Annotated in this window: 19 protein-coding genes; 2 read left to right on the forward strand and 17 right to left on the reverse strand. The window is 44.7% G+C overall.

Annotation, left to right across the window (positions count from 1 at the left end):
* Positions 1 to 98: 98 nt before the first annotated feature.
* The 6 genes from LIQ05_RS14455 to yedE all read right to left on the reverse strand — a co-directional run bounded on the left by LIQ05_RS14455 (position 99) and on the right by yedE (position 4,009).
* Complete coding sequence (locus LIQ05_RS14455; protein ID WP_226821737.1) at positions 99 to 416, reverse strand: AzlD domain-containing protein; 318 nt, start codon at positions 414 to 416, stop codon at positions 99 to 101.
* Entirely contained in the window at positions 406 to 1,131 is a 726-nt protein-coding gene (locus tag LIQ05_RS14460) for an AzlC family ABC transporter permease (protein WP_226821740.1), read from the reverse strand. Before LIQ05_RS14460 ends, LIQ05_RS14455 begins: the two co-directional genes overlap by 11 nt.
* A gap of 362 nt (positions 1,132 to 1,493) precedes the next feature.
* Positions 1,494 to 2,129 carry a DUF3786 domain-containing protein gene (locus tag LIQ05_RS14465; protein WP_226821743.1) on the reverse strand — a complete coding sequence of 212 codons (636 nt, stop codon included), beginning with the start codon at positions 2,127 to 2,129 and terminating at the stop codon, positions 1,494 to 1,496.
* 177 nt (positions 2,130 to 2,306) lie between these two features.
* Complete coding sequence (locus tag LIQ05_RS14470) at positions 2,307 to 2,549, reverse strand: DUF3343 domain-containing protein (protein ID WP_226821746.1); 243 nt, start codon at positions 2,547 to 2,549, stop codon at positions 2,307 to 2,309.
* Positions 2,549 to 2,833 carry a sulfurtransferase TusA family protein gene (locus tag LIQ05_RS14475; protein WP_318289539.1) on the reverse strand — a complete coding sequence of 95 codons (285 nt, stop codon included), beginning with the start codon at positions 2,831 to 2,833 and terminating at the stop codon, positions 2,549 to 2,551. Before LIQ05_RS14475 ends, LIQ05_RS14470 begins: the two co-directional genes overlap by 1 nt.
* Positions 2,834 to 2,929: 96 nt before the next feature.
* Positions 2,930 to 4,009, reverse strand: coding sequence for a YedE family putative selenium transporter (yedE, locus tag LIQ05_RS14480; RefSeq protein WP_226821749.1), 1,080 nt, complete (start codon positions 4,007 to 4,009; stop codon positions 2,930 to 2,932).
* Positions 4,010 to 4,167: 158 nt separating this feature from the next.
* Between yedE and LIQ05_RS14485 the strand changes: the two genes are divergently transcribed.
* Both LIQ05_RS14485 and LIQ05_RS14490 read left to right on the forward strand, forming a co-directional pair.
* A complete protein-coding gene (locus LIQ05_RS14485) occupies positions 4,168 to 5,466 on the forward strand; it encodes an aminotransferase class V-fold PLP-dependent enzyme (protein WP_226821752.1) in 1,299 nt (432 codons plus the stop codon).
* Between the two features lie 144 nt (positions 5,467 to 5,610).
* Positions 5,611 to 6,513 (forward strand): selenium metabolism-associated LysR family transcriptional regulator, encoded by a 903-nt coding sequence (locus LIQ05_RS14490; protein WP_226821755.1) that lies wholly within the window; start codon positions 5,611 to 5,613, stop codon positions 6,511 to 6,513.
* A gap of 135 nt (positions 6,514 to 6,648) precedes the next feature.
* Here LIQ05_RS14490 and LIQ05_RS14495 read toward each other — a convergent pair whose 3' ends face one another.
* The 11 genes from LIQ05_RS14495 to LIQ05_RS14545 all read right to left on the reverse strand — a co-directional run bounded on the left by LIQ05_RS14495 (position 6,649) and on the right by LIQ05_RS14545 (position 18,185).
* A complete protein-coding gene (locus tag LIQ05_RS14495) occupies positions 6,649 to 7,242 on the reverse strand; it encodes a 50S ribosomal protein L25 (RefSeq protein ID WP_226821758.1) in 594 nt (197 codons plus the stop codon).
* 214 nt (positions 7,243 to 7,456) lie between these two features.
* On the reverse strand, positions 7,457 to 8,074 hold the full coding sequence (locus tag LIQ05_RS14500; RefSeq protein WP_226821761.1) for an ABC transporter ATP-binding protein: 618 nt from the start codon (positions 8,072 to 8,074) through the stop codon (positions 7,457 to 7,459).
* Positions 8,075 to 8,138: 64 nt separating this feature from the next.
* A complete protein-coding gene (locus LIQ05_RS14505) occupies positions 8,139 to 9,116 on the reverse strand; it encodes an ABC transporter ATP-binding protein (RefSeq protein ID WP_226821764.1) in 978 nt (325 codons plus the stop codon).
* A 41-nt stretch (positions 9,117 to 9,157) separates the two neighbouring features.
* On the reverse strand, positions 9,158 to 10,078 hold the full coding sequence (locus LIQ05_RS14510; protein WP_330634005.1) for an ABC transporter permease: 921 nt from the start codon (positions 10,076 to 10,078) through the stop codon (positions 9,158 to 9,160).
* Positions 10,078 to 11,070: an ABC transporter permease gene (locus tag LIQ05_RS14515; protein ID WP_226821767.1), complete on the reverse strand. Its 993-nt coding sequence runs from the start codon at positions 11,068 to 11,070 to the stop codon at positions 10,078 to 10,080. Before LIQ05_RS14515 ends, LIQ05_RS14510 begins: the two co-directional genes overlap by 1 nt.
* 67 nt (positions 11,071 to 11,137) lie before the next feature.
* Positions 11,138 to 12,676, reverse strand: coding sequence for an ABC transporter substrate-binding protein (locus LIQ05_RS14520; protein WP_226821897.1), 1,539 nt, complete (start codon positions 12,674 to 12,676; stop codon positions 11,138 to 11,140).
* Positions 12,677 to 13,136: 460 nt separating this feature from the next.
* The gene (locus LIQ05_RS14525) at positions 13,137 to 13,898 is read right to left on the reverse strand and encodes an ABC transporter ATP-binding protein (RefSeq protein WP_226821770.1); all 762 of its coding nucleotides are present in this window, start codon (positions 13,896 to 13,898) and stop codon (positions 13,137 to 13,139) included.
* Positions 13,831 to 14,688, reverse strand: coding sequence for an ABC transporter ATP-binding protein (locus LIQ05_RS14530; protein WP_226821772.1), 858 nt, complete (start codon positions 14,686 to 14,688; stop codon positions 13,831 to 13,833). The genes LIQ05_RS14525 and LIQ05_RS14530 overlap by 68 nt, the downstream gene beginning before the upstream one ends.
* 2 nt (positions 14,689 to 14,690) lie before the next feature.
* Positions 14,691 to 16,229, reverse strand: coding sequence for an ABC transporter substrate-binding protein (locus tag LIQ05_RS14535; protein ID WP_226821775.1), 1,539 nt, complete (start codon positions 16,227 to 16,229; stop codon positions 14,691 to 14,693).
* 31 nt (positions 16,230 to 16,260) lie between these two features.
* Positions 16,261 to 17,244 carry a nickel transporter permease gene (gene nikC, locus LIQ05_RS14540; RefSeq protein ID WP_226821778.1) on the reverse strand — a complete coding sequence of 328 codons (984 nt, stop codon included), beginning with the start codon at positions 17,242 to 17,244 and terminating at the stop codon, positions 16,261 to 16,263.
* Positions 17,241 to 18,185 (reverse strand): ABC transporter permease, encoded by a 945-nt coding sequence (locus LIQ05_RS14545; RefSeq protein ID WP_226821781.1) that lies wholly within the window; start codon positions 18,183 to 18,185, stop codon positions 17,241 to 17,243. The genes nikC and LIQ05_RS14545 overlap by 4 nt, the downstream gene beginning before the upstream one ends.
* Positions 18,186 to 18,305 lie beyond the last annotated feature (120 nt).

An 18,305-nucleotide genomic window follows, 5' to 3' on the forward strand; every position in this document is an offset into this window, starting at 1 on the left:
CCCATTGTCCGAATGCGTCCCTCTTCGACGAACTTTTCAACCCACAAAATAGCAACAGTAAAAATGGCCCTTGCGGACCGTAAGCACTTATAAAATGCTTACATCGCAAAGGCCATTATTCTTTCTACAATAAATACTGCGCCACAGGCCAAAAGGGCTACGGTGAGTAAGCTCTTCTCTTTATATGCTGCAATCAGGGCTACGATGAATCCCACTACCGCAGAAATCACACTGGCGGTAGCGGACAGGATTGCAGGGAAGGTCATGGCTGCCAGGCATGCGTAGGGCACGTAGAATAGGAAGGATTTTACGAAAGGATTGGTAATTTCCTTCTTGGCCAGAGCCAGAGGCAGCATTCGGATCAAATATGTAACTCCTGCCATAACCAGGATATAAATATAAACATTAGGCTTCATGAGCTTCCTCCTTGGCATTCTCTTCTTCCATCGGGCAGAGCCATGCTGCCAGTCCGGCTACCAGAATTGTAGTGATAATGATCACAAATCCGGATGACACTTTTGATAATACAGGAATCCAGGCAAATAATGCGCTCACCGCCATGGCTCCAAGTACGACCAGAAGCACAGCTCTGTTTGTCTTAGATGGCGGAATGATAACTGCCAGGAACATTCCATAGATGGCAACACCAAGTGCACTCATAATAAAATCAGGAAGAATACTTCCGGAGATGGCACCCAGCAGGGTTCCAATGGTCCATCCTGGAATTGCCACGCTCATAACTCCGTAATTATAGAAGGCACTGACTTTCCCCGGTTTACTGGCACTGACTCCGAAAATCTCGTCCGTCACGCCAAATGCTACGCCATAACGGTGTCCCCATGGCTCGTCACGCCGCAGCTTCTGGGAAAGGGAAAAGGACATCAGACAGTATCTTAAATTGATGATCAACTGGGTAAGTGCCATTTCCCATAGGGAACCTCCAGCTATAATAATGTCAAGACCAGCGAACTGTCCAGCAGACGTCAGGTTTGTCAGTGAAATGAGAACAGCCTGCCAGATGGTCAGACCCCCCTGCACGGCCATCATTCCAAACGTAAAGGAAACTGCCAGATATCCCAGACCAATAGGGATTCCATCTGTAATTCCCTGTTTAAAGCTCTCTTTTTTCATAAGAGATTTCCTCCGGTTTCTTCCGCCTGACTTTTTATTCCCCAAAAAGATTCTATCTTTCCCATATATTTCAGAGATATTCCCAGGCTTTTTTTCGCGTAAATAGCCTGGGAAGCATCCTTTACCTCCCAGGCTTTCTAATTGTAGCACTTTACATTGATAAATACAACCCTGACTAACACTTTTGGGCGATTTTCACATATCTGCTTCAAAGTAATTCTTTATCATTACAAGCACTTTCTTAATTTTTCTTTAACAGCTTTCCACAATCTAATAATACATCCTCACCGTCAGTCCATAAACAGTTATTTTTTATAACAATAATGACATTTTCCAAGGATTTTTATTCTTTTTATGATAATTTACTCTGCATAAATCTTCTCAGGCGGTAACCCTGCTGCCTTTGTCAGATAATACACCGCATCCGCAGCCACGCACACCACATTCTCTTCATGCATAAATTCTGTAATCTCTGAGTCAAAGAGCATGTTTGCCTGGGCATCAAATTCCTCGTCCTTGTCCCAGAAAAGTACCGCTATATTAAGAAATGGAAATACAGGAAGCACATATCCAGCATCTCCCTGAGGCAATGGTGTTCCGCCCAGAATCTCACAGGCTTTTTTTAATTCTGCAATTTTGCCAGAAAAGATTTCCTGAAGCCGTGAGAGGATCGTTCTCCGATATGCCGCCTCAAATGGATAAACACGTTTCACCTGCCGGAACGCCACCAGATTTCCAGAAGCAGCAGGATGCTCTGCTGCATAATAAAACGTATTATAAATATTCATCACCGTATCAAACCCAGGCCGCACCCCCTGATCCGTGATCCTGCCATCCCGCCTGTCAATCCTCAGCTTTCTGGAAAAGTATGTAATATAGAGAGCCTCTTCGTCTGCCTCTAAATTGAATTTCCGAATCAGCACATCCTGATCCATATCAAGAAATTTCTGCCGCCAGTTCTCGATTACCTGCTCATAATTGGACCTATCTGCCTTCACCTGTGCACCTCCTGAAATAATATTCTTCCCCCTATTGTCTCAGCCTTCCATGATTTCATTTTAACAAAACCAAAAGAAATAAGCAATAAAACGCCACGATATAAAACACGCTCTGCGAAATCCCCGTTACCCGCATAAAAAAGAGAACCGATAGCAGTACTGGTCCTCTTTCTTATTTTAACTATGCCATATGACCTGAAATCTTCCGTTTTCAAGTATTTCCGCCAGTTGCTCCAGTTCGTCGGAGTGCCAGTTTTCTGCTGTTTCCGGGGAACCGGCAAATTTTACACAGGTTCCGCAGGAAGAGCTTAAATTTCTTGGCACCGGCATGATCACTGCCGGATAGCCTTCTTTTTCACATTTTTTCTTAAATGCCATTGCCCCGAAATGGGAAAAAAAAGTGGCTATGTAGTCTCCCATTATTTCTCCAGTGTGAGGATGAAATCTTCGTCCTCTTCTTTTACAGAAACCTTATATCCCTGATGCAGGGCAAAACGGGATACGTTTTCTTTAGCTGTTACGTTATCTACCATTACAGTGTAAGCCTTCTCGCCTGATGCCAGCGCATTCTTGGTGCGGATCACTGGTTCCGGACAGGAAAGTCCTCTTGCGTCGATTGTTTTCATAGAATAAAATCTCCTTTTACAATTGTATTTCACTGCTTCAAAATAAGCTGTCATAATATTACTATTCATCATTTTCATAAGAACCTCCCAGAAAACATTGCCTGTAGTAACCAGTAACAGCTTTGTCCTCTTTTTGGCTCTCATCTTCTTCCCATATCACATTTCTTAAGCTCTTTACGCTTCACTCTTTCTCATAGAGTTTACAGCAGCAATTACGATCAAAACTATAAATCCAATAACTACAGCGATTTTTCCATTTGCAGTAGGACCTTCTCCAGAGGAAGCAAGTCCAAAGTTATGTGCCACAGCAGCACCTGCCATCAGACCCAATACGGTAATTGCAGAGTCTGTATTTCCCTCTCCTGCCAGTACCAGCTGACGAAGCGGGCACCCCCCAAGAAGGACGCATCCAAATCCTGCCAGCGCCATTCCAAGTGCATTCCAAAGACCGTCTGTGTGTGCAATTGGCTGACCTGCAAATCCAGGATTGAAATATCCAAGGACCATATTTCCAATAAGTGCACTTACCAGAATTGCAATAAATCCAAGCAGCAGCTTCCACTCTCCAAAAAGAACTACGTCACGGATTCCGCCAACCATGCAAAGACGGGTTCTCTGTGCCATGACTCCTACCAGAAGTCCTGCGATCAGGGAAATGGCGATTGCGGCATGTTTTGCACCAGGACCGCCGTCTGCTTCTGTGAAATGGATAAATGCCGGGGCTGCAATAAGAAGCACAAGAATTCCGATTTCTACTACTGGGAAAATACCGCCTTCAACTGGCTGCATTTTATAAGAGCGTTTCAGGGTGTAGCCTTTTTTCAGGAAAAATACACCGGCAAGAATTCCTGCTATAAACCCGATCAATCCGAAAATGGCGTTGAAATCACCGCCTGCCAGACGAAGGATCATACGGAACGGACAGCCAAGGAACATCAGGCAGCCGATCATAACGAACATTCCGATCACGAAACGGGTAACTGGGGCAGAGCCGCCTCTTGGCTTGAATTCCTTAGTTGCAAGGGCCAGAATGCAGGAGCCAAGTACCAGGCCTACAATTTCCGGACGGATATACTGTACCGCTGCTGCGCTGTGGAATCCAAGTGCACCTGTAGTATCACGCAGAAAACAGGCGATACAAAAGCCCATGTTTGCAGGATTTCCAAAATACACCAGTGCTACTGCAATGATTCCGATGATGACGCCTGCGCCAATGATCACAGGTGTCTCTTTCTTTGACAATGTTTCTTTCATACTCTTTCCTCCTTATACAACTGTCAAATCTTTCCTTTATTTTAGCATTTTTTATCAGAAAGCTCTAATTGATTATGTGGGATTATTTTTAAGATTTATAGATATTTTCAATAGATTATGGTATGATTGAAGAATAGAGCTTAAGAAAGGATCTAACAATGAACCGAATTTACCTCGACCAGGCCAGCACCTCTTTTCCCAAGGCTCCGGGTGTTGCGCAGGCTATGATGAATTATCTGACTATGAATGGAGTCAACGTGAACCGCGGCTGTTATTCCAGCGCTTACTCAGCGGAGGAAATTGTGTATGAGACACGGCAGCTTCTGGCAGAACTTTTCCACTTTTCCAAATGTAAGAACGTGATTTTTACACCGAATGTCACCACCAGCCTCAACTTCATTTTAAAAGGATTTTTTAAACCTGGTGACCACATTCTGGTTTCAGCCATGGAACATAATGCAGTTATGCGCCCGGTGGTACAGCTGGCTTCTAAAGGAGTTTTATTTGACCGGATTCCCTGCCGCGAAGATGGATCTATGATTCTCGAAAAGGTGGAAGAACTGATAAAACCTGAAACAAAAGCAATCGTTACTTTGCATGCTTCCAATGTCTGTGGAACCAGAATGCCCCTGGACATCCTTGGTGAAATCTGTCAGCGGCATCATCTCTTTTTTATTGTAGATTCTGCGCAGACAGCGGGGATCGTGCCAATTGATATGGAGAGAATACATATTGATGCACTGGCTTTTACTGGGCATAAAGGACTTCGGGGGCCCCAGGGAACTGGAGGTTTTCTGGTATCCCAGGAGCTGGCAGAACAGATGGAACCACTGATTTCCGGAGGAACAGGAAGCGTGTCCCATACAGAAAAGCTTCCTGATTTTCTGCCGGACCGTTTCGAATCGGGAACACCTAACCTGCCAGGGATTTATGGGCTGCATGAGGCGCTTTTATTTTTGAAAACGCAGTCTCTGGCAGCTGAATCTGCGATTCCTTCCACAAGCACCAATAAACACATTGATTACGTATATTCTTCCAACACAGATGCCGCTAACTCTTACCTAAATAAAACTTTATTCACAGATGGCAACCTATTTGCTTCCCCTATGCAGGCAATATGCGAAAAGGAATTATCCCTCACCGGATATTTTCTTGAGCAGCTGCAAGCACTAGACGATACTGGCAAATCCATCCGTATTATTGGTAAAAAAGATCTTACTGACCGTAATGCTGTGGTTTCCATCCAGACACCGGAGATTGACATGTCCCAGGTGGCATGGCAATTGGATAGCAAATATGGAGTTATGACCAGAGTAGGACTGCACTGCGCACCTAACGCTCACAAAACCCTTGGTACTTACCCAGCCGGAACCATCCGCTTCTCCTTTGGGCCGGAAAATACAAAAGATGAGCTGGATTTTGCCATCCAGGGGCTAAAAGAAATTCTAAATCTGTAAAACTATGCCAGAAACTTTTTATGCGCTTTCCCTATAATTTGCTTTCACTTTTTTATTGTAGATTCTTAATTATATTTTTAATGACAACCATTTTCACTATTTTACCTTAAGAAAGGAAGCAGTAGTTACTGCACCAATATTACTATGGAATTTAAACAATTAGAAGCCTTCGTCGCCGTAGTCGAAAATAAAAGCTTCTCTGAAGCTGCCCGCCAGCTGAATCTGACTCAGCCCACCATCAGCGCACACATTATTTCCCTGGAACAGGAATTGAATTCGCGCCTGCTGATCCGCACCACCAAGAAGCTGACTATCACCCAGCGGGGGCTTCAGCTCTACGACTGCGCTTCCAATATCCTGAACATGCGCAGCAACATTATTGAAGAGTTCACCGGGCAAAACAAAAAGATCATTGACCTGGCCGTTTCCACCATTCCCTCTTCCTATCTTCTGCCAGACATTCTCAGTGCCTTTACCAGCCAGATCCCGGACATCTACTTCCACTCCTGGCAGTCCGACAGTCTTGGTGCCGTAGCAAGAGTTCTGGATGGCAGCGTGGATCTGGCTCTGGTGGGAAATACCTTCGACGAGCCAGACTGCCATTTCATTCCCTTTTGTCAGGATAAACTTGTGATCGCCACTCCGGTGAATGAACATTTTCTTCAATATGAGAAAAAAGCAGCCTCTGGTACCCTTGATTTTTCAGATTTTCTCCAGGAGCCATTTATTATGCGCGAAACCGGGTCCGGCACAAAAAAGGAAATCGACCGCTATCTGGAAAAACACCACATTCCAGATTCCACCCTGCACATTGTTGCCAGAATGAATGACCTGGAAGCCATCCGCAAATCCGTGGCAGGCGGACTTGGCATCTCTATTCTCTCCGCCTGCTCCGCCAAGGACCTGTCCGCCACCCACCAGATCCTCATGTTTCCCCTGAACCACGAATCTGCCATGCGGACCTTCTACATCGTCTACAGCAAAAACCGGATTCTGAAGCCCCATGTAAAGCAGTTTTTGAAATTTGTGAAGAATTTTTACCAGTAATCGTTTCTGTACATTGTTTGCGATGTACTAGGAATGCCAAAATCAGCAAAAAGGAAGCTGCCCACCGCATTTCCAGTGAACAGCTTCCCTTTTCATTCACACATATTCAATTCATTTCAAATAACTGCCGCCAGCTTATTTCTCCTCAGCAGCCTCTTCTGTATCTGTCTCCGTCTCCGGTACAACATTATGAACTACTGTGACAGTTGCAATAACAGCGTCCAGATCCGTGGTGATGTGGATGTTTTTATTCTTAGCGATCTCAAGGTCTTTCACACGGAGAGTATCACCAATCTTCATGCCGGCAACATCAACCTTGATCTTGTCAACCAGATCTGCCGGGAGTGCTTTGTATGCTACTTCTTTTAACTCATCCTGCAGAACGCCGGACATAACCTTCTCTTCATTTTCCAGAATGATCTCAGCAGTGGAATGAACCATCTCATTGCTTACCAGGGCCTGGAAATCTACCTCTTCTACTGTATGTGCAAGTGGATTATAATCAACTTCCTTAATCAGCGCATCGTAGGTCTTGCCATCCAGCTCCAGCATTACCTGGCTGCCCTTGTTATTGTTCTTCAGAAGAGCTTCTATTTCCTTCTTGGTGAACTTAAGGGGAATGGAACCTTCGATTTCTCTGCCGAACAGGTTACCTGTTACGTATCCTTCTCTTCTTAATCTCTTAGCTTTGACGTCCATGCTTCTTTTTTCAGCTTTTAAAGTATTCATTTATCTTTTCCTCCAAAATTCTGAAACGCTTAGCAGCCTTCAACAAAGAGGTTTTGTTAAGTACTTCTTTTTTCTTTTTACGTCCCTTATTATAGCCACCTGTCCGGATTATGATTAACCAAACATATTTTTTTTTGGAGGATTTTTTTGGTAAAATCTGCTCTTGTTTTTTCAGGAAAATAGAAGTATAAAATAAGTGGATCACTCAAAATTTTCAGGCAGCATCTATCTCTGCCATAAAAGGCAGTTTTCTCTCTGCAACCTGTTCCAATAATGTATTGCTGTGAGATACCACGATTAACCCGATTTCACGCCTTTTTACTTCTTCTAACAGGAAATTCCAGATCTGGCTTTGTGTGATCAGATCCAGCATGGTACTGATTTCATCTGCGATCAGAAACCTTGTCTCTTTTCTCAATGCCCTTGCAATACAGAAACGCTGCAATTCCCCTCCGGACAATTCCTGGGGATACCGGTTCATCCAATCTTCCTCAATTCCCAGCCCCTCTATGATCCGCTCTTCAACCGTTCCGCCGTCAGACAAAATTTTCTCCATTTTCAATCTGGGATTCACAGCCTTTTCCGGATGCTGCCAGATCATCTGCACGGGGCAATACCCTTTATTCGGCAGAGGCTTTCCATCCAGCAAAACCTGACCTTTGCACGGTTTTAAATAACCAGCGAGGATTTTGCACAATGTTGTTTTCCCATAACCGCTTGGTCCCGGTATCCATACTCTTTCGTTGTTTTCCACCTTGAAATTTATATTTGAAAAAAGTTCTCCCCCTTTTCCACTATACGAAAATGAAATGTCCTTCGCTTCCAGAATCATATTTTTACTCCTTTTTTCGATTACTTCGTCACAAATTATATTCCCATTGCCAGCGATACCGGTATTAATTGTTTTCCTCCACAATCTGACCAGAAATTGATTTGCGTTCACAATACCTGACGCATCTTACACTTCCACATCCAACCTGTACCATTGGAATTTCTCCCTTACACCGGTCCTGCTTCCAGCTGCATCTCGGTTCAAAAGGGCATCCCTCTGGCATATCCTTCACATAGGGCTGCGTTCCTGCAAGCGGAGTAAATCCATTCTGCGGAAGCGCCCGCCACAACGCTTTCGTATAAGGATGCCGCAAGGTTTCTTCTGTACGGAAATCCGAAACCGGAGCCTCCTCCACTGTTTTTCCGGCATAAAATACCACGATCCGGTCTGCCACCTGAAGTGCCAGCTCAATGTCATGTGTGATCAAAAGGACGCCATTACCTTCATCTGCAAACCTCCTGAAATCCTCCATAGACTTTTTCGCCAGCTCCAGATCCATTCCAGGCGTTGGCTCATCTGCAATGATCAGCTTCGGATTTCCCATCAGTGCCGTAGTCAAAAGGATTCTCCTGGTCATTCCCCCGGAACATTCGAAAGGATATTTTTCTTCTGTATTTTCAGGTAATCCATATCTCTTAAAAAGCTTTTTCTGTAGACTGCCTGCTTTTTTACCAGCTTTTCCACGAACCTGTTTCCCCACCTTCATAAGAGGATCCAGATACATAGTGCTCTGGGGCACAAAAGCAATCTCATTTCCCCGAAGTTTCCTAATTTTGCTTTCATCAAGAGTCTCCCCCTGAAATTTTACATTTCCAGATACTCTGGCATTATAAGGCAGAATTCCCATGATTGCATGTGCCAGAAGGCTTTTGCCAGAGCCGCTTGACCCAACAACCGCTACCAGTTCTCCTTTCCGCACCGCCACAGACAAACCTGAGATAACCGGAAGCCAGCTCTGGCGGCTGCTTTTCCCCTCATATTGGAGGAATGAAACCGAAAGTTCTTCTATTTCCAGTATTTTTTTCTTATTTGTACAACTCATATCTTTTCACCCGTTACCGGATAACGGCCTCCTGCTCTTCTCTATTTATGAACACTTCCCGGATCCAGGATCTGGCGAAGCGCCGTTCCTCCCTTTTCAAACAGCACCACCGTAAGCACCAGCATAAGCCCTGGGAATACTGCCAGCCACCATTTTCCCATGATCAGGTAACGCATGCTTTCCGACAGAATAATTCCAATAGCAGGCTGTTCTGTGGACAGACCGAATCCCAGAAAGGTAATGCTTGATTCATGAAGAATGGCATGGGGAAACAGAAGCACCAACCCTACTACAAACTGGGGGAAAAGATGGGGAAGCATATGTTTTCTGGCAATCTGCCATTTACTGCAGCCCAGTTTGGCCGCAATTTGAATATACTCACTCTCCCGCAGCTGCAAAACTTCCCCACGGATCAGTCTTGCAAGAGAAGTCCAATGAGTGAGCGCAACTCCAACAATAACGCCCTTCAGCCCTTTTCCCATTGCATAGGAAATCAGGATGAGAAGCAGAACATGGGGAATTCCCATAACCATGTCAATGACAAATGTGATCCCGGAATCCGCAGTTTTTCCCAGTGTTGCCGCACAAATTCCAAGAATAAGCGCCATAATTGCACTGAAACCAGCTGCCAGTATTCCGATCAGAATACTGGTGGAAAGCCCGGTAAGAGTCCGGCAAAACATGTTGCGCCCCAGCCAGTCCGTTCCAAAGGGATAGCTCAGGCATGGAGCAAGATTTTTCCTGGAAAAATCCGTTACCATAGCCGCATCATGAAAGCAGATTCCCAGTATAACTGTAACGGTTAGAAAAATAACCGAAAAAATCAGCAAAATCCGCGCCTTCTGCCGTTGGTTCAGTCTTATTCGCAATCCGAATTCCAGGTTTTGTCTGCATTGCAGGTTTTTTCCGCATTCCAAGCCCTGTCCTCGTATTTCCTTCCGATGATTCCTCACATTTTCCATCACAGCCCTGCCCCTCCCTTCCTGATTCTGGGGTCGATCACTCCGTACAGCACATTTGCTGCGAAATTTCCCAGAAAAACAATCGCAGCAGTGGCCAGAGTAATTCCCATAAGAAGGGGTACATCACTTCCAGTTCCCGCCGCTACTGCCGCCTGGCCAAGTCCCGGATAGGAAAATACCTGTTCCACGAGGACAGAGCCTCCTATAATCTCACTGACAGACGCAAACTGCAGAGTCATCGCCGGGAGCAGCACATTTCGAATACCATGTTGAAGAATAGTACTTCCTGTTTTCTCTCCCCTGGCTTTTGCAAAAAGAATGTAATCACTTTCCATTATGTCGATCATTTTTTCCCGGGTATGTAGGGTAATGCTGGAAATTCCAGTGATACTTAAGGTAACCGCCGGAAGAACGGCATGGCGCACTCTGTCAAGAAATGTGACACCACTGGCTTCCACTCCAATGGGAACACTAAGTCCAATAGGAAGTATTTTTAGCCACACTCCAAAAATGATCAGCAATAACAGAGCCAGCCAGAAAGAAGGGGTACTGGCAATCACCAGGGAATATCCCTTTATCAGCTTATCTGGCAGTCTTCCCTGGAACACTCCTGCGATCACTCCCAGAAAAAATCCCACCAGTCCGGAAACCAGCCATGCCAGCCCCATAAGAAAAAGAGAGTTTCCCAGCTTCACGGCAATGACTTTTGCCACTGGCTGCCGATATAACAGGGAAATTCCAGCATCGCCCTTTATAAACGCATTCAGCCAGTTCAGATATCTCTGAACTGGCGGTTCATCCACGCCCCAATAGGAGCGAAGCTTTTCTTTTTGTTCCTCACTCATACTGCCCAGGGCAGCCTGCCCCACATTGGCCTGCAAAGGGTCAATAGGGGAGGCTGATACAAGGGCAAAGGTGAGAATACTTACTGCAAAAAGCAGTAAAATAATCCGCAGCAGGTTCTTACCTGCGTAAGTAACAATCTGTTTCATCTTAATTTGTCCATTCTGTTTTCTTTTTCCATTTCATGAACCATTACGTCTGGATCAGGTTGAAAGCTTATTCCCAATCCCACTGATCTACATTATTTACAATGGACCAGCCATGACCATGCGGATGTAATTTCTGATCTGCCACTTCCAGGCCGTCACGGACAAAATAGAGATGATCAATGTTGCAAAGCCAGATCCATGGAATATCTCCCTCCTGTGTAATTCCGGTTGTTCCATCCCACTGTGCTTTTTTCCATAAATCATAGGACTCTTCCAGGCTGCTGCTTGCAAGTGCTTCATCCATATAGTTGTCTACTGTCTCATTTGCATACGGGGAATATTCTGCACTTCCAGACTCTCCGATGGTGTGATAAATATTGTAAAGCTCCATTGGGCTGTGCGCTCCCCATCCCCACATAAGCGGTTCTGACTGTGCCTGGTCATAGGCAGTATCCCAGCCAACACCGGAAGTGGTTACCTCAATTCCAAGTTCTCTCAATTGATTTGCAGTATCCTCTGCAAGCGCCTGACGCACAGAATCTCCATTTGGGAACATAAGGGTAAGCTCTGCTTTTTCTCCGTCTTTTTCACGGACTCCATCGTCTCCTTCTGCCCATCCGGCCTCTTCCATCAGGGCTTTCGCTGCATCCAGATCATACTCAGTAACCGCCTCCTCATTGTACCATGGCATTTTGTCGCAAACGCTGTAAGCCTTTGTTCCATAACCATTCAACACATTTTCGATCATCTCGTCACGGTCAATTGCCAGGTTAATGGCACGGCGCACATTCACGTCTGCAGTCAGGCTGTTTCCATAAATAATCCCGTCTTTTTCTTCCGGCTCTATACAAGGAAGATTAAAGCCCCGGTTATCTACTGTTTCCACATTCAGAAGCCCGTATCCTTCAATTTCCTGCTCACTGTAGGAAGCTGCTGTATGCGCCAGATCCACCTGTCCAGCCATTGCTGCTGCCAGCGCAGCATCTTCTTCCATAAATAAAACTGTCAGTTTTTTAATCTTTGGCTCCTCTCCATAGTAATCCGGGTTTGCCTCGAAGATAACCTGCTGGCCTTTGTCCCACTGTTTCATAATATAGCGGCCGGAACCAATTGGATTCTGTCCGTAATTCTCATCATAGGCATGCTCAGGCACGATTCCCACAATTGCCATAGTATATGGCCAGATAGAATATGGCTCATTCATATGAAATTCTACTGTAGTATCATCTACTGCCACAGCTTCTTTTAACATGGTAAAATCATTTACGGAGCTTTCATCTCGGCATGTATTAAATGTGAATGCCACGTCCCCTGCTGTCAATGGCTCTCCATCTGTAAACTTTACATCATCGCGGATTTTGACTGTCCAGGTAAGGCCATCGTCGCTGCAGGAATATTCCGTTGCCAGATCATTTTCGATTCCAAGATCCTTGGTAGTACGAACCAGTGTACTCTGGATAAGCGGCTCATGGACATGCTCTCCGGCTCCCCATCCGTAAGCCGGATCAAATCCGGACTCCGGCTCTGATGTGGTTGGCATTGTCACGATCACGGACTGATCCTCCGCCCCCGCATACACATTCACGGCAGGTACTGCAAGCAGCATGGCTGCTGTACATAATAAACTGATTACTTTTTTGATTTTCATAGCGTTTCTCCCTCTTGTTTTTATTATCAACAGAAAATAGTTTTCTGAAGATTTCTGATCAAATTTTCCTCCATTTCTTCTTAGACAAGAAAGGCAGTTATAAGTTTTTTCCTATAACTGTCTTTCTATAGAAGGTCTGTATTTACATGTAATAATGAGTGGAGGTGTTACATGTAACTATGTATAAGAATCCGCATTTCCGGCTTTTCTCTGCCTTGCTGCTGAAACTAATTTTACCAGAATCCACCAGTGCTACAAGCTCCCCAGGGGGATATTTACCCATTCCCATTTTGCATAATTATGTCATTTTATGGAATATCATTTCCTGTTACTTCAAATAGAAAAAGATCCATACAGCACCCCATGAATTATTCATGGTTTCTCTGCATAGATCTTCTTTCCAGGCACACCTTACTTATTACTCAAATACCGCATCCACCAGCTTCTTTGTATACGCTTCCTGCGGCGCGTTTATAATATTATCTGGCTTTCCGCTCTCCACAACCTTCCCATCATACAAAACCATCACCTTATCACAGAAGCTCTGTACAAGTGCAAGATTATGACAGATAAAAATAAATGACAGCCCATGTGTATCCTTCAATTTCTCCAAAAGCTCCATAATCTGCTTCTGGATAGTTACATCAAGTGCGCTGGTAGCCTCGTCGCAGATCAGCACCTTCGGCTCTACTGCCAACGCCCTTGCGATTGCCGCTCTCTGGCACTGTCCTCCACTGACCTCATAAGGATATCTGCCTGCAAACTCTCCATCAAGTCCGCACTGTTCCAGCAGCTCTTTTACCCTTTTCAAGGCTTCTTCCTTCTTCATTCCACGATTTCGCAGACTCTCCCCTATTCCGTCTCCCAGAGTTCTTCTTGGATCAAAGGAACCCACCGGATTCTGAAAAACCATCTGAATATTGCCATATACTTCTTTCAGCTGTCTCTGCTTCCGTTTCGTAATATCCTTTCCCTGAAATTTCAAAGTTCCTTCTGAAATATCCGTAAGCCTTGTGAGCATCTTCGCCAATGTACTTTTTCCAGAACCGGATTCTCCAACAATTCCAAGACTTTCCCCAGCTTTCAGAGTAAAGCTTACATCATCCACAGCTTTAAAAGACGCTTTTCCCCTCTGGGTGAATACCTTGGTTAAATGCTCTGCTTCCAAAAGTGTATTCATGTTTTTCCTTTCTCTTAAGCCTTGGTACTGCTGCCAGCAGTTCCCTGGTATAGGGATCCTGTGAATCGTTCAATACCTTTCCAGCTTCTCCGTATTCCACTGTTTTTCCATCTTTTAGGACCAGAACGGTATCCGCCATTGCGCGGACTACACCAATGTCATGGGTTACAATTATAATTGTAGTTCCAAACAATTCCCTAAGCTTCAGCATTTCCTGCACCACCTGGCGCTGAACCGATACATCCAGCGCACTTGTAGGTTCATCTGCCAAAAGTACCGGTGGATTCATCAGCATGGCAATGGCAATTCCAGCTCTCTGATTCATTCCACCTGACAATTCAAAAGGATAGCTGTTCCACACACGCTGGCTGTCTTTAAAATTCAGCTTTTTAAACAGTTCCATGGCCCGTTCTTTAGCCTCATTTCTGCTCACTCTCTTATGGGCACACATGCTCTCATAAATCTGATCTCCAATTGTTCGGATTGGGCAAAGAGAAGCTCCTGCATCCTGAAAAATCATACCAATCTGGGCGCCCCGGATTTTTCTTTTCTCTTTCTCCGGAATGTCCAGAATATTCTGTCCCATATAAAAGATATCGCCTCTGGTCACAAGGCCATCGGAATCCAGAAGGCCCATAGCAGCCTTGATCAGTGTACTCTTACCGCTTCCGGATTCTCCTACCAGGCCAAGGATTTCTCCTGGTACAAGGGAGAAGCTTACATCATGGACTACCGCTTTCCCGTCAAAGGATATCTCCACCGAATCATAGGTTAATATTTTCTTTTCCATACTCAATTAATATCCAGATCTGCGGTCAGTTCATAATAATCACAGGGATGGGCAACCAGACCAGTCACATTTGACTGCATAATCATGCTCATTCTAAGATGGGAACAGAATACATAAGCATTGTCATCCAGAACTGTCTGCTGCATCTGGATTCCTAATTCAGCACGCTTATCTATGTCAAATTCCGTTTCCATTTCATCAGCAAGCTCTTCCAGCTTATCACTGTGATAATGTCCGTTATTGGAAACAGATTCATCCAATGCACAGGAGGTGAAGAAGTACTGTGGATCTCCTGTAGGTGCTGTTACCATGGCACTTGCATATACATCCCACAGGGTAGGATCTTTGCGGATGGTATTGTTATCAGATGTACAGTTTACCTGAACATCCATACCAATATCTTTTAAGGTTGCCTGTGCAGACTCAGCCAGAAGAGGAAGCTCCTGACGGCTTGGGTAAGTAAGCCAGCGGATCACAAGCTTCTGACCGTCTTTTTCACGGATTCCATCGCCATCAGAGTCAACCCAGCCAGCGTCCTCCAGAACCTGCTTTGCTCCATCCGGATCATAGCTCTCTGTAGTCAGATTCTGTCCTCCAAATGAGAAAGTATCTGGGAATGCACCAACTGCCGGATATCCATATCCATTCAGCAACACAGATACGAAACTGTCCTTGTCAATTCCCATGGCAATTGCCTTACGTACCGCCGGATCAGAGGTTACCGGACTTTCAAAATTCATCCAGGCATAAAATGCACGGCTTGTTGCAGTACTTGAGAATGTGAAATCATCATTTTCAAATAAAGGATAGCTTGCATATGCCATACCATAGGCCGCATTGATTTCCCCTGCCTGGAGTGCAAACGCCAGTGTATCACCATCAGAAATCGTACGAACAGTAATCTCATCTACATTCACATCGCCATTCCAGTAATTCTCATTTTTCACAAGTGTAAGATGATCGTCTGTTACAAGATCTGTGGCAACATAGGGGCCTGTACCAATTACAATCCCGTTGTCTGTAATTCCTGCCTGCACATCAATAATACAGCCATAAGGATCACTTAAGTAATTGATCAGTGCCGGTTTTGGCTCTTTGGTCTTAATTGTCACTACATTTCCATCCGCTTCAATGGTATCAATGCAAAGATCTCCGGCAGCTCTTTCGTGGTTTGCCACCAGATCTTCCAGACACTCCTTTACCGCCTCCCCATCACAGACACGTCCATTTGAAAATACAACGCCATCATTTAATGTGATTTTCCAGGTCAGATCATCCACATTTTCGTATTCCTTTGCAATCCACGGTTCGATTTCCATAGTATCGGAATAACGGAACAGGGTTTCACCAACGCCATAACGGATACAGGCCCAGCCTGCATAGGTGTTCTGTGGATTGATATCCGCCTCCTCATTTTCTGCATTAAAGGTGGTATCGCCAAATACAAATGTTTTCTTTTCTTCTGCCATTGTTGGCACTGTTGCTAACCCCATTGTCATGCCAGCTGCCAATGCAATTGCCAGGATTTTCTTTGTTTTCATGTACATTTCTCCTCATATATGTTTTTTATCTCTACTGTAAACGACCGTTCTTAGGATCCAGATAATCGCGAACAGTATCCCCCAGCAGGTTAAAAATTACTACAGATACAAAAATTGCAATTCCCGGTGACAGAACTACCCAGGGATAAGTCTGGATCATGCTCCGACCGCTGCTCATCATGCTTCCCCACTCTGCCATTGGAATCTGAGCCCCCAGTCCCAGAAAAGACAGGCCAGCCAGTTCCATCATCATAGTTCCGATATCCAGCATAGCTGTTACCAGAACTGGTCCGATCATATTCGGAAGAACATGCCTCACCAAAATCTGAACAGAGCTGTCTCCAGCCAGTATGACAGCATGGATATATGGTTCATTTTTCAATGCCAATGTCTGGCTTCGGGCAATTCGGGAATACTTCGGCCAGCTGATCACCGCCAGTGCAAGAATGGCATTCTGGATACCGCCCCCAAGAATAGCCGCAATCGCCATTGCAAACACCAGTCCTGGAAATGCCAGACAGACATCTGAAATTCTCATCATAACAGAATCCAGGATTCCACCAAAATAACCACAACACAATCCCACAATTGTTCCAAATATGGAAATCGCAGCCACCAGTATAAAAGTAGAAAAAATACTGGCTCTTGCTCCGCTGATCACACGCGACAGCATATCCCTGCCGTAAGTGTCTGTCCCCATCGGATGCTGAAAGCTTGGTGCCTGAAGGGCACTGGAAAGATCCTGGGCATAGGGATCATAAGGGCAAAGGTGGTCTGCAAAGATTGCCAGTATCACCAGACATGCTGCCAGCACGCTAAAAAATATCAGCTTTTGTTTTATATGACTCTTTTTAATTCTCTGTACACGCACTGTTACGCGATTTTCATTATCTCTGCTTTTCCCATTTTTCAGCACTGCACTTTCCTTTTGCCGTCCGCATTGTTCTTTTTTCCCCATCTTGACCAGTATTTCACTTTTCTTTTCTGGCGCTTCATCCAAATTTTTTACGCTCACTGCTTCTCACCTCCCAGACGGATTCTTGGATCCAGGAACCGGTAAGACAGATCTGTAAGCAGATTTACCAGCACATAAATGATTGCCATCCACATCACATAAGCCTGGATAATAGGATAATCCCGCATAGAAATGGCATCTACCGCCATTTTTCCAACACCATCCCACATAAAAATAGATTCTACAATTGCAGTACCGCCAAGCAGGTTTCCTATGGACAGCATCAACAAAGTGATAATCGTAACAAGGGAAGCTTTCATAATACTTTTCCATAAGGTAACAGAAAACTTCACACCGCGTGCCCTGGCTCCCACAACATAATCCTTGTCAAGCTCATCCAACACTGTAGCCCGCACCTGGCGAAGATATTTCGCAGACATGGCAATGGCCAGGGTAATGGCTGGCATGGCTACACTTTTCAAACTGACATCCTTTGCAATAACAGGAAAAATCCTTATTTTGATCGCAAGAAAATACATAAGCAAAAGTGATACAAAAAAATTAGGAAGACTGTTTCCTACAAAACTGCAAAAACGGATAATGTAATCAATAACTGTATTCTGCTTCACTGCTGCCAGAATTCCCAGAGGAATAGAAATAATGACCGTAAGCAGGATCGATGTCACTGTGAGAAGCAAGGTAGCCGGAAGCTTCGATATAAATGTATCAAATACTGAAAAACCAGATACATAACTGTTTCCCATATCGCCCCGGAGCAGTTTACCCAGCCATACAAAATATTGTGTCAGAAAAGGCTTATCCAGTCCTAGCTGTTCTCTTGCCGCATCCAGCGTGGCTTCTGACACCACAACGCCAGTGTTCTCCATCTTCTGTGTTACAACATCACTTCCTGCAATACGCATCATTCCATAAGACAGAAAGGTAATTGCAAACAGAATGGGAATCAACTGAAGAATGCGTTTAATTGTATATTTCTTCATTTGGTTGTCTCCATTTCGTATAGCAACAAGATATGCCTGCATAAGCAGACATTCTAAATGAGAGTCATAAGCTTTTACCCATTTTCACGATTCACGGTATAGTTTAGCAAAATAAAAAAC

The sequence above is a fragment of the Blautia glucerasea genome (assembly GCF_020537505.1).
Lineage (GTDB): Bacteria > Bacillota > Clostridia > Lachnospirales > Lachnospiraceae > Blautia_A.

Excerpts from the sequence above, each read along its gene's own strand:
- LIQ05_RS14455 (WP_226821737.1), bottom strand. The coding sequence starts at position 416 with ATGAAGCCTAATGTTTATATTTATATCCTGGTTATGGCAGGAGTTACA.
- LIQ05_RS14460 (WP_226821740.1), bottom strand. The coding sequence starts at position 1,131 with ATGAAAAAAGAGAGCTTTAAACAGGGAATTACAGATGGAATCCCTATT.
- LIQ05_RS14470 (WP_226821746.1), bottom strand. The coding sequence starts at position 2,549 with ATGGGAGACTACATAGCCACTTTTTTTTCCCATTTCGGGGCAATGGCA.
- LIQ05_RS14475 (WP_318289539.1), bottom strand. The coding sequence starts at position 2,833 with ATGAAAATGATGAATAGTAATATTATGACAGCTTATTTTGAAGCAGTG.
- yedE (WP_226821749.1), bottom strand. The coding sequence starts at position 4,009 with ATGAAAGAAACATTGTCAAAGAAAGAGACACCTGTGATCATTGGCGCA.
- LIQ05_RS14485 (WP_226821752.1), top strand. The coding sequence starts at position 4,168 with ATGAACCGAATTTACCTCGACCAGGCCAGCACCTCTTTTCCCAAGGCT.
- LIQ05_RS14490 (WP_226821755.1), top strand. The coding sequence starts at position 5,611 with ATGGAATTTAAACAATTAGAAGCCTTCGTCGCCGTAGTCGAAAATAAA.
- LIQ05_RS14495 (WP_226821758.1), bottom strand. The coding sequence starts at position 7,242 with ATGAATACTTTAAAAGCTGAAAAAAGAAGCATGGACGTCAAAGCTAAG.
- LIQ05_RS14500 (WP_226821761.1), bottom strand. The coding sequence starts at position 8,074 with ATGATTCTGGAAGCGAAGGACATTTCATTTTCGTATAGTGGAAAAGGG.
- LIQ05_RS14505 (WP_226821764.1), bottom strand. The coding sequence starts at position 9,116 with ATGAGTTGTACAAATAAGAAAAAAATACTGGAAATAGAAGAACTTTCG.
- LIQ05_RS14510 (WP_330634005.1), bottom strand. The coding sequence starts at position 10,078 with ATGGAAAATGTGAGGAATCATCGGAAGGAAATACGAGGACAGGGCTTG.
- LIQ05_RS14515 (WP_226821767.1), bottom strand. The coding sequence starts at position 11,070 with ATGAAACAGATTGTTACTTACGCAGGTAAGAACCTGCTGCGGATTATT.
- LIQ05_RS14520 (WP_226821897.1), bottom strand. The coding sequence starts at position 12,676 with ATGCTGCTTGCAGTACCTGCCGTGAATGTGTATGCGGGGGCGGAGGAT.
- LIQ05_RS14525 (WP_226821770.1), bottom strand. The coding sequence starts at position 13,898 with ATGAATACACTTTTGGAAGCAGAGCATTTAACCAAGGTATTCACCCAG.
- LIQ05_RS14530 (WP_226821772.1), bottom strand. The coding sequence starts at position 14,688 with ATGGAAAAGAAAATATTAACCTATGATTCGGTGGAGATATCCTTTGAC.
- LIQ05_RS14535 (WP_226821775.1), bottom strand. The coding sequence starts at position 16,229 with ATGAAAACAAAGAAAATCCTGGCAATTGCATTGGCAGCTGGCATGACA.
- LIQ05_RS14545 (WP_226821781.1), bottom strand. The coding sequence starts at position 18,185 with ATGAAGAAATATACAATTAAACGCATTCTTCAGTTGATTCCCATTCTG.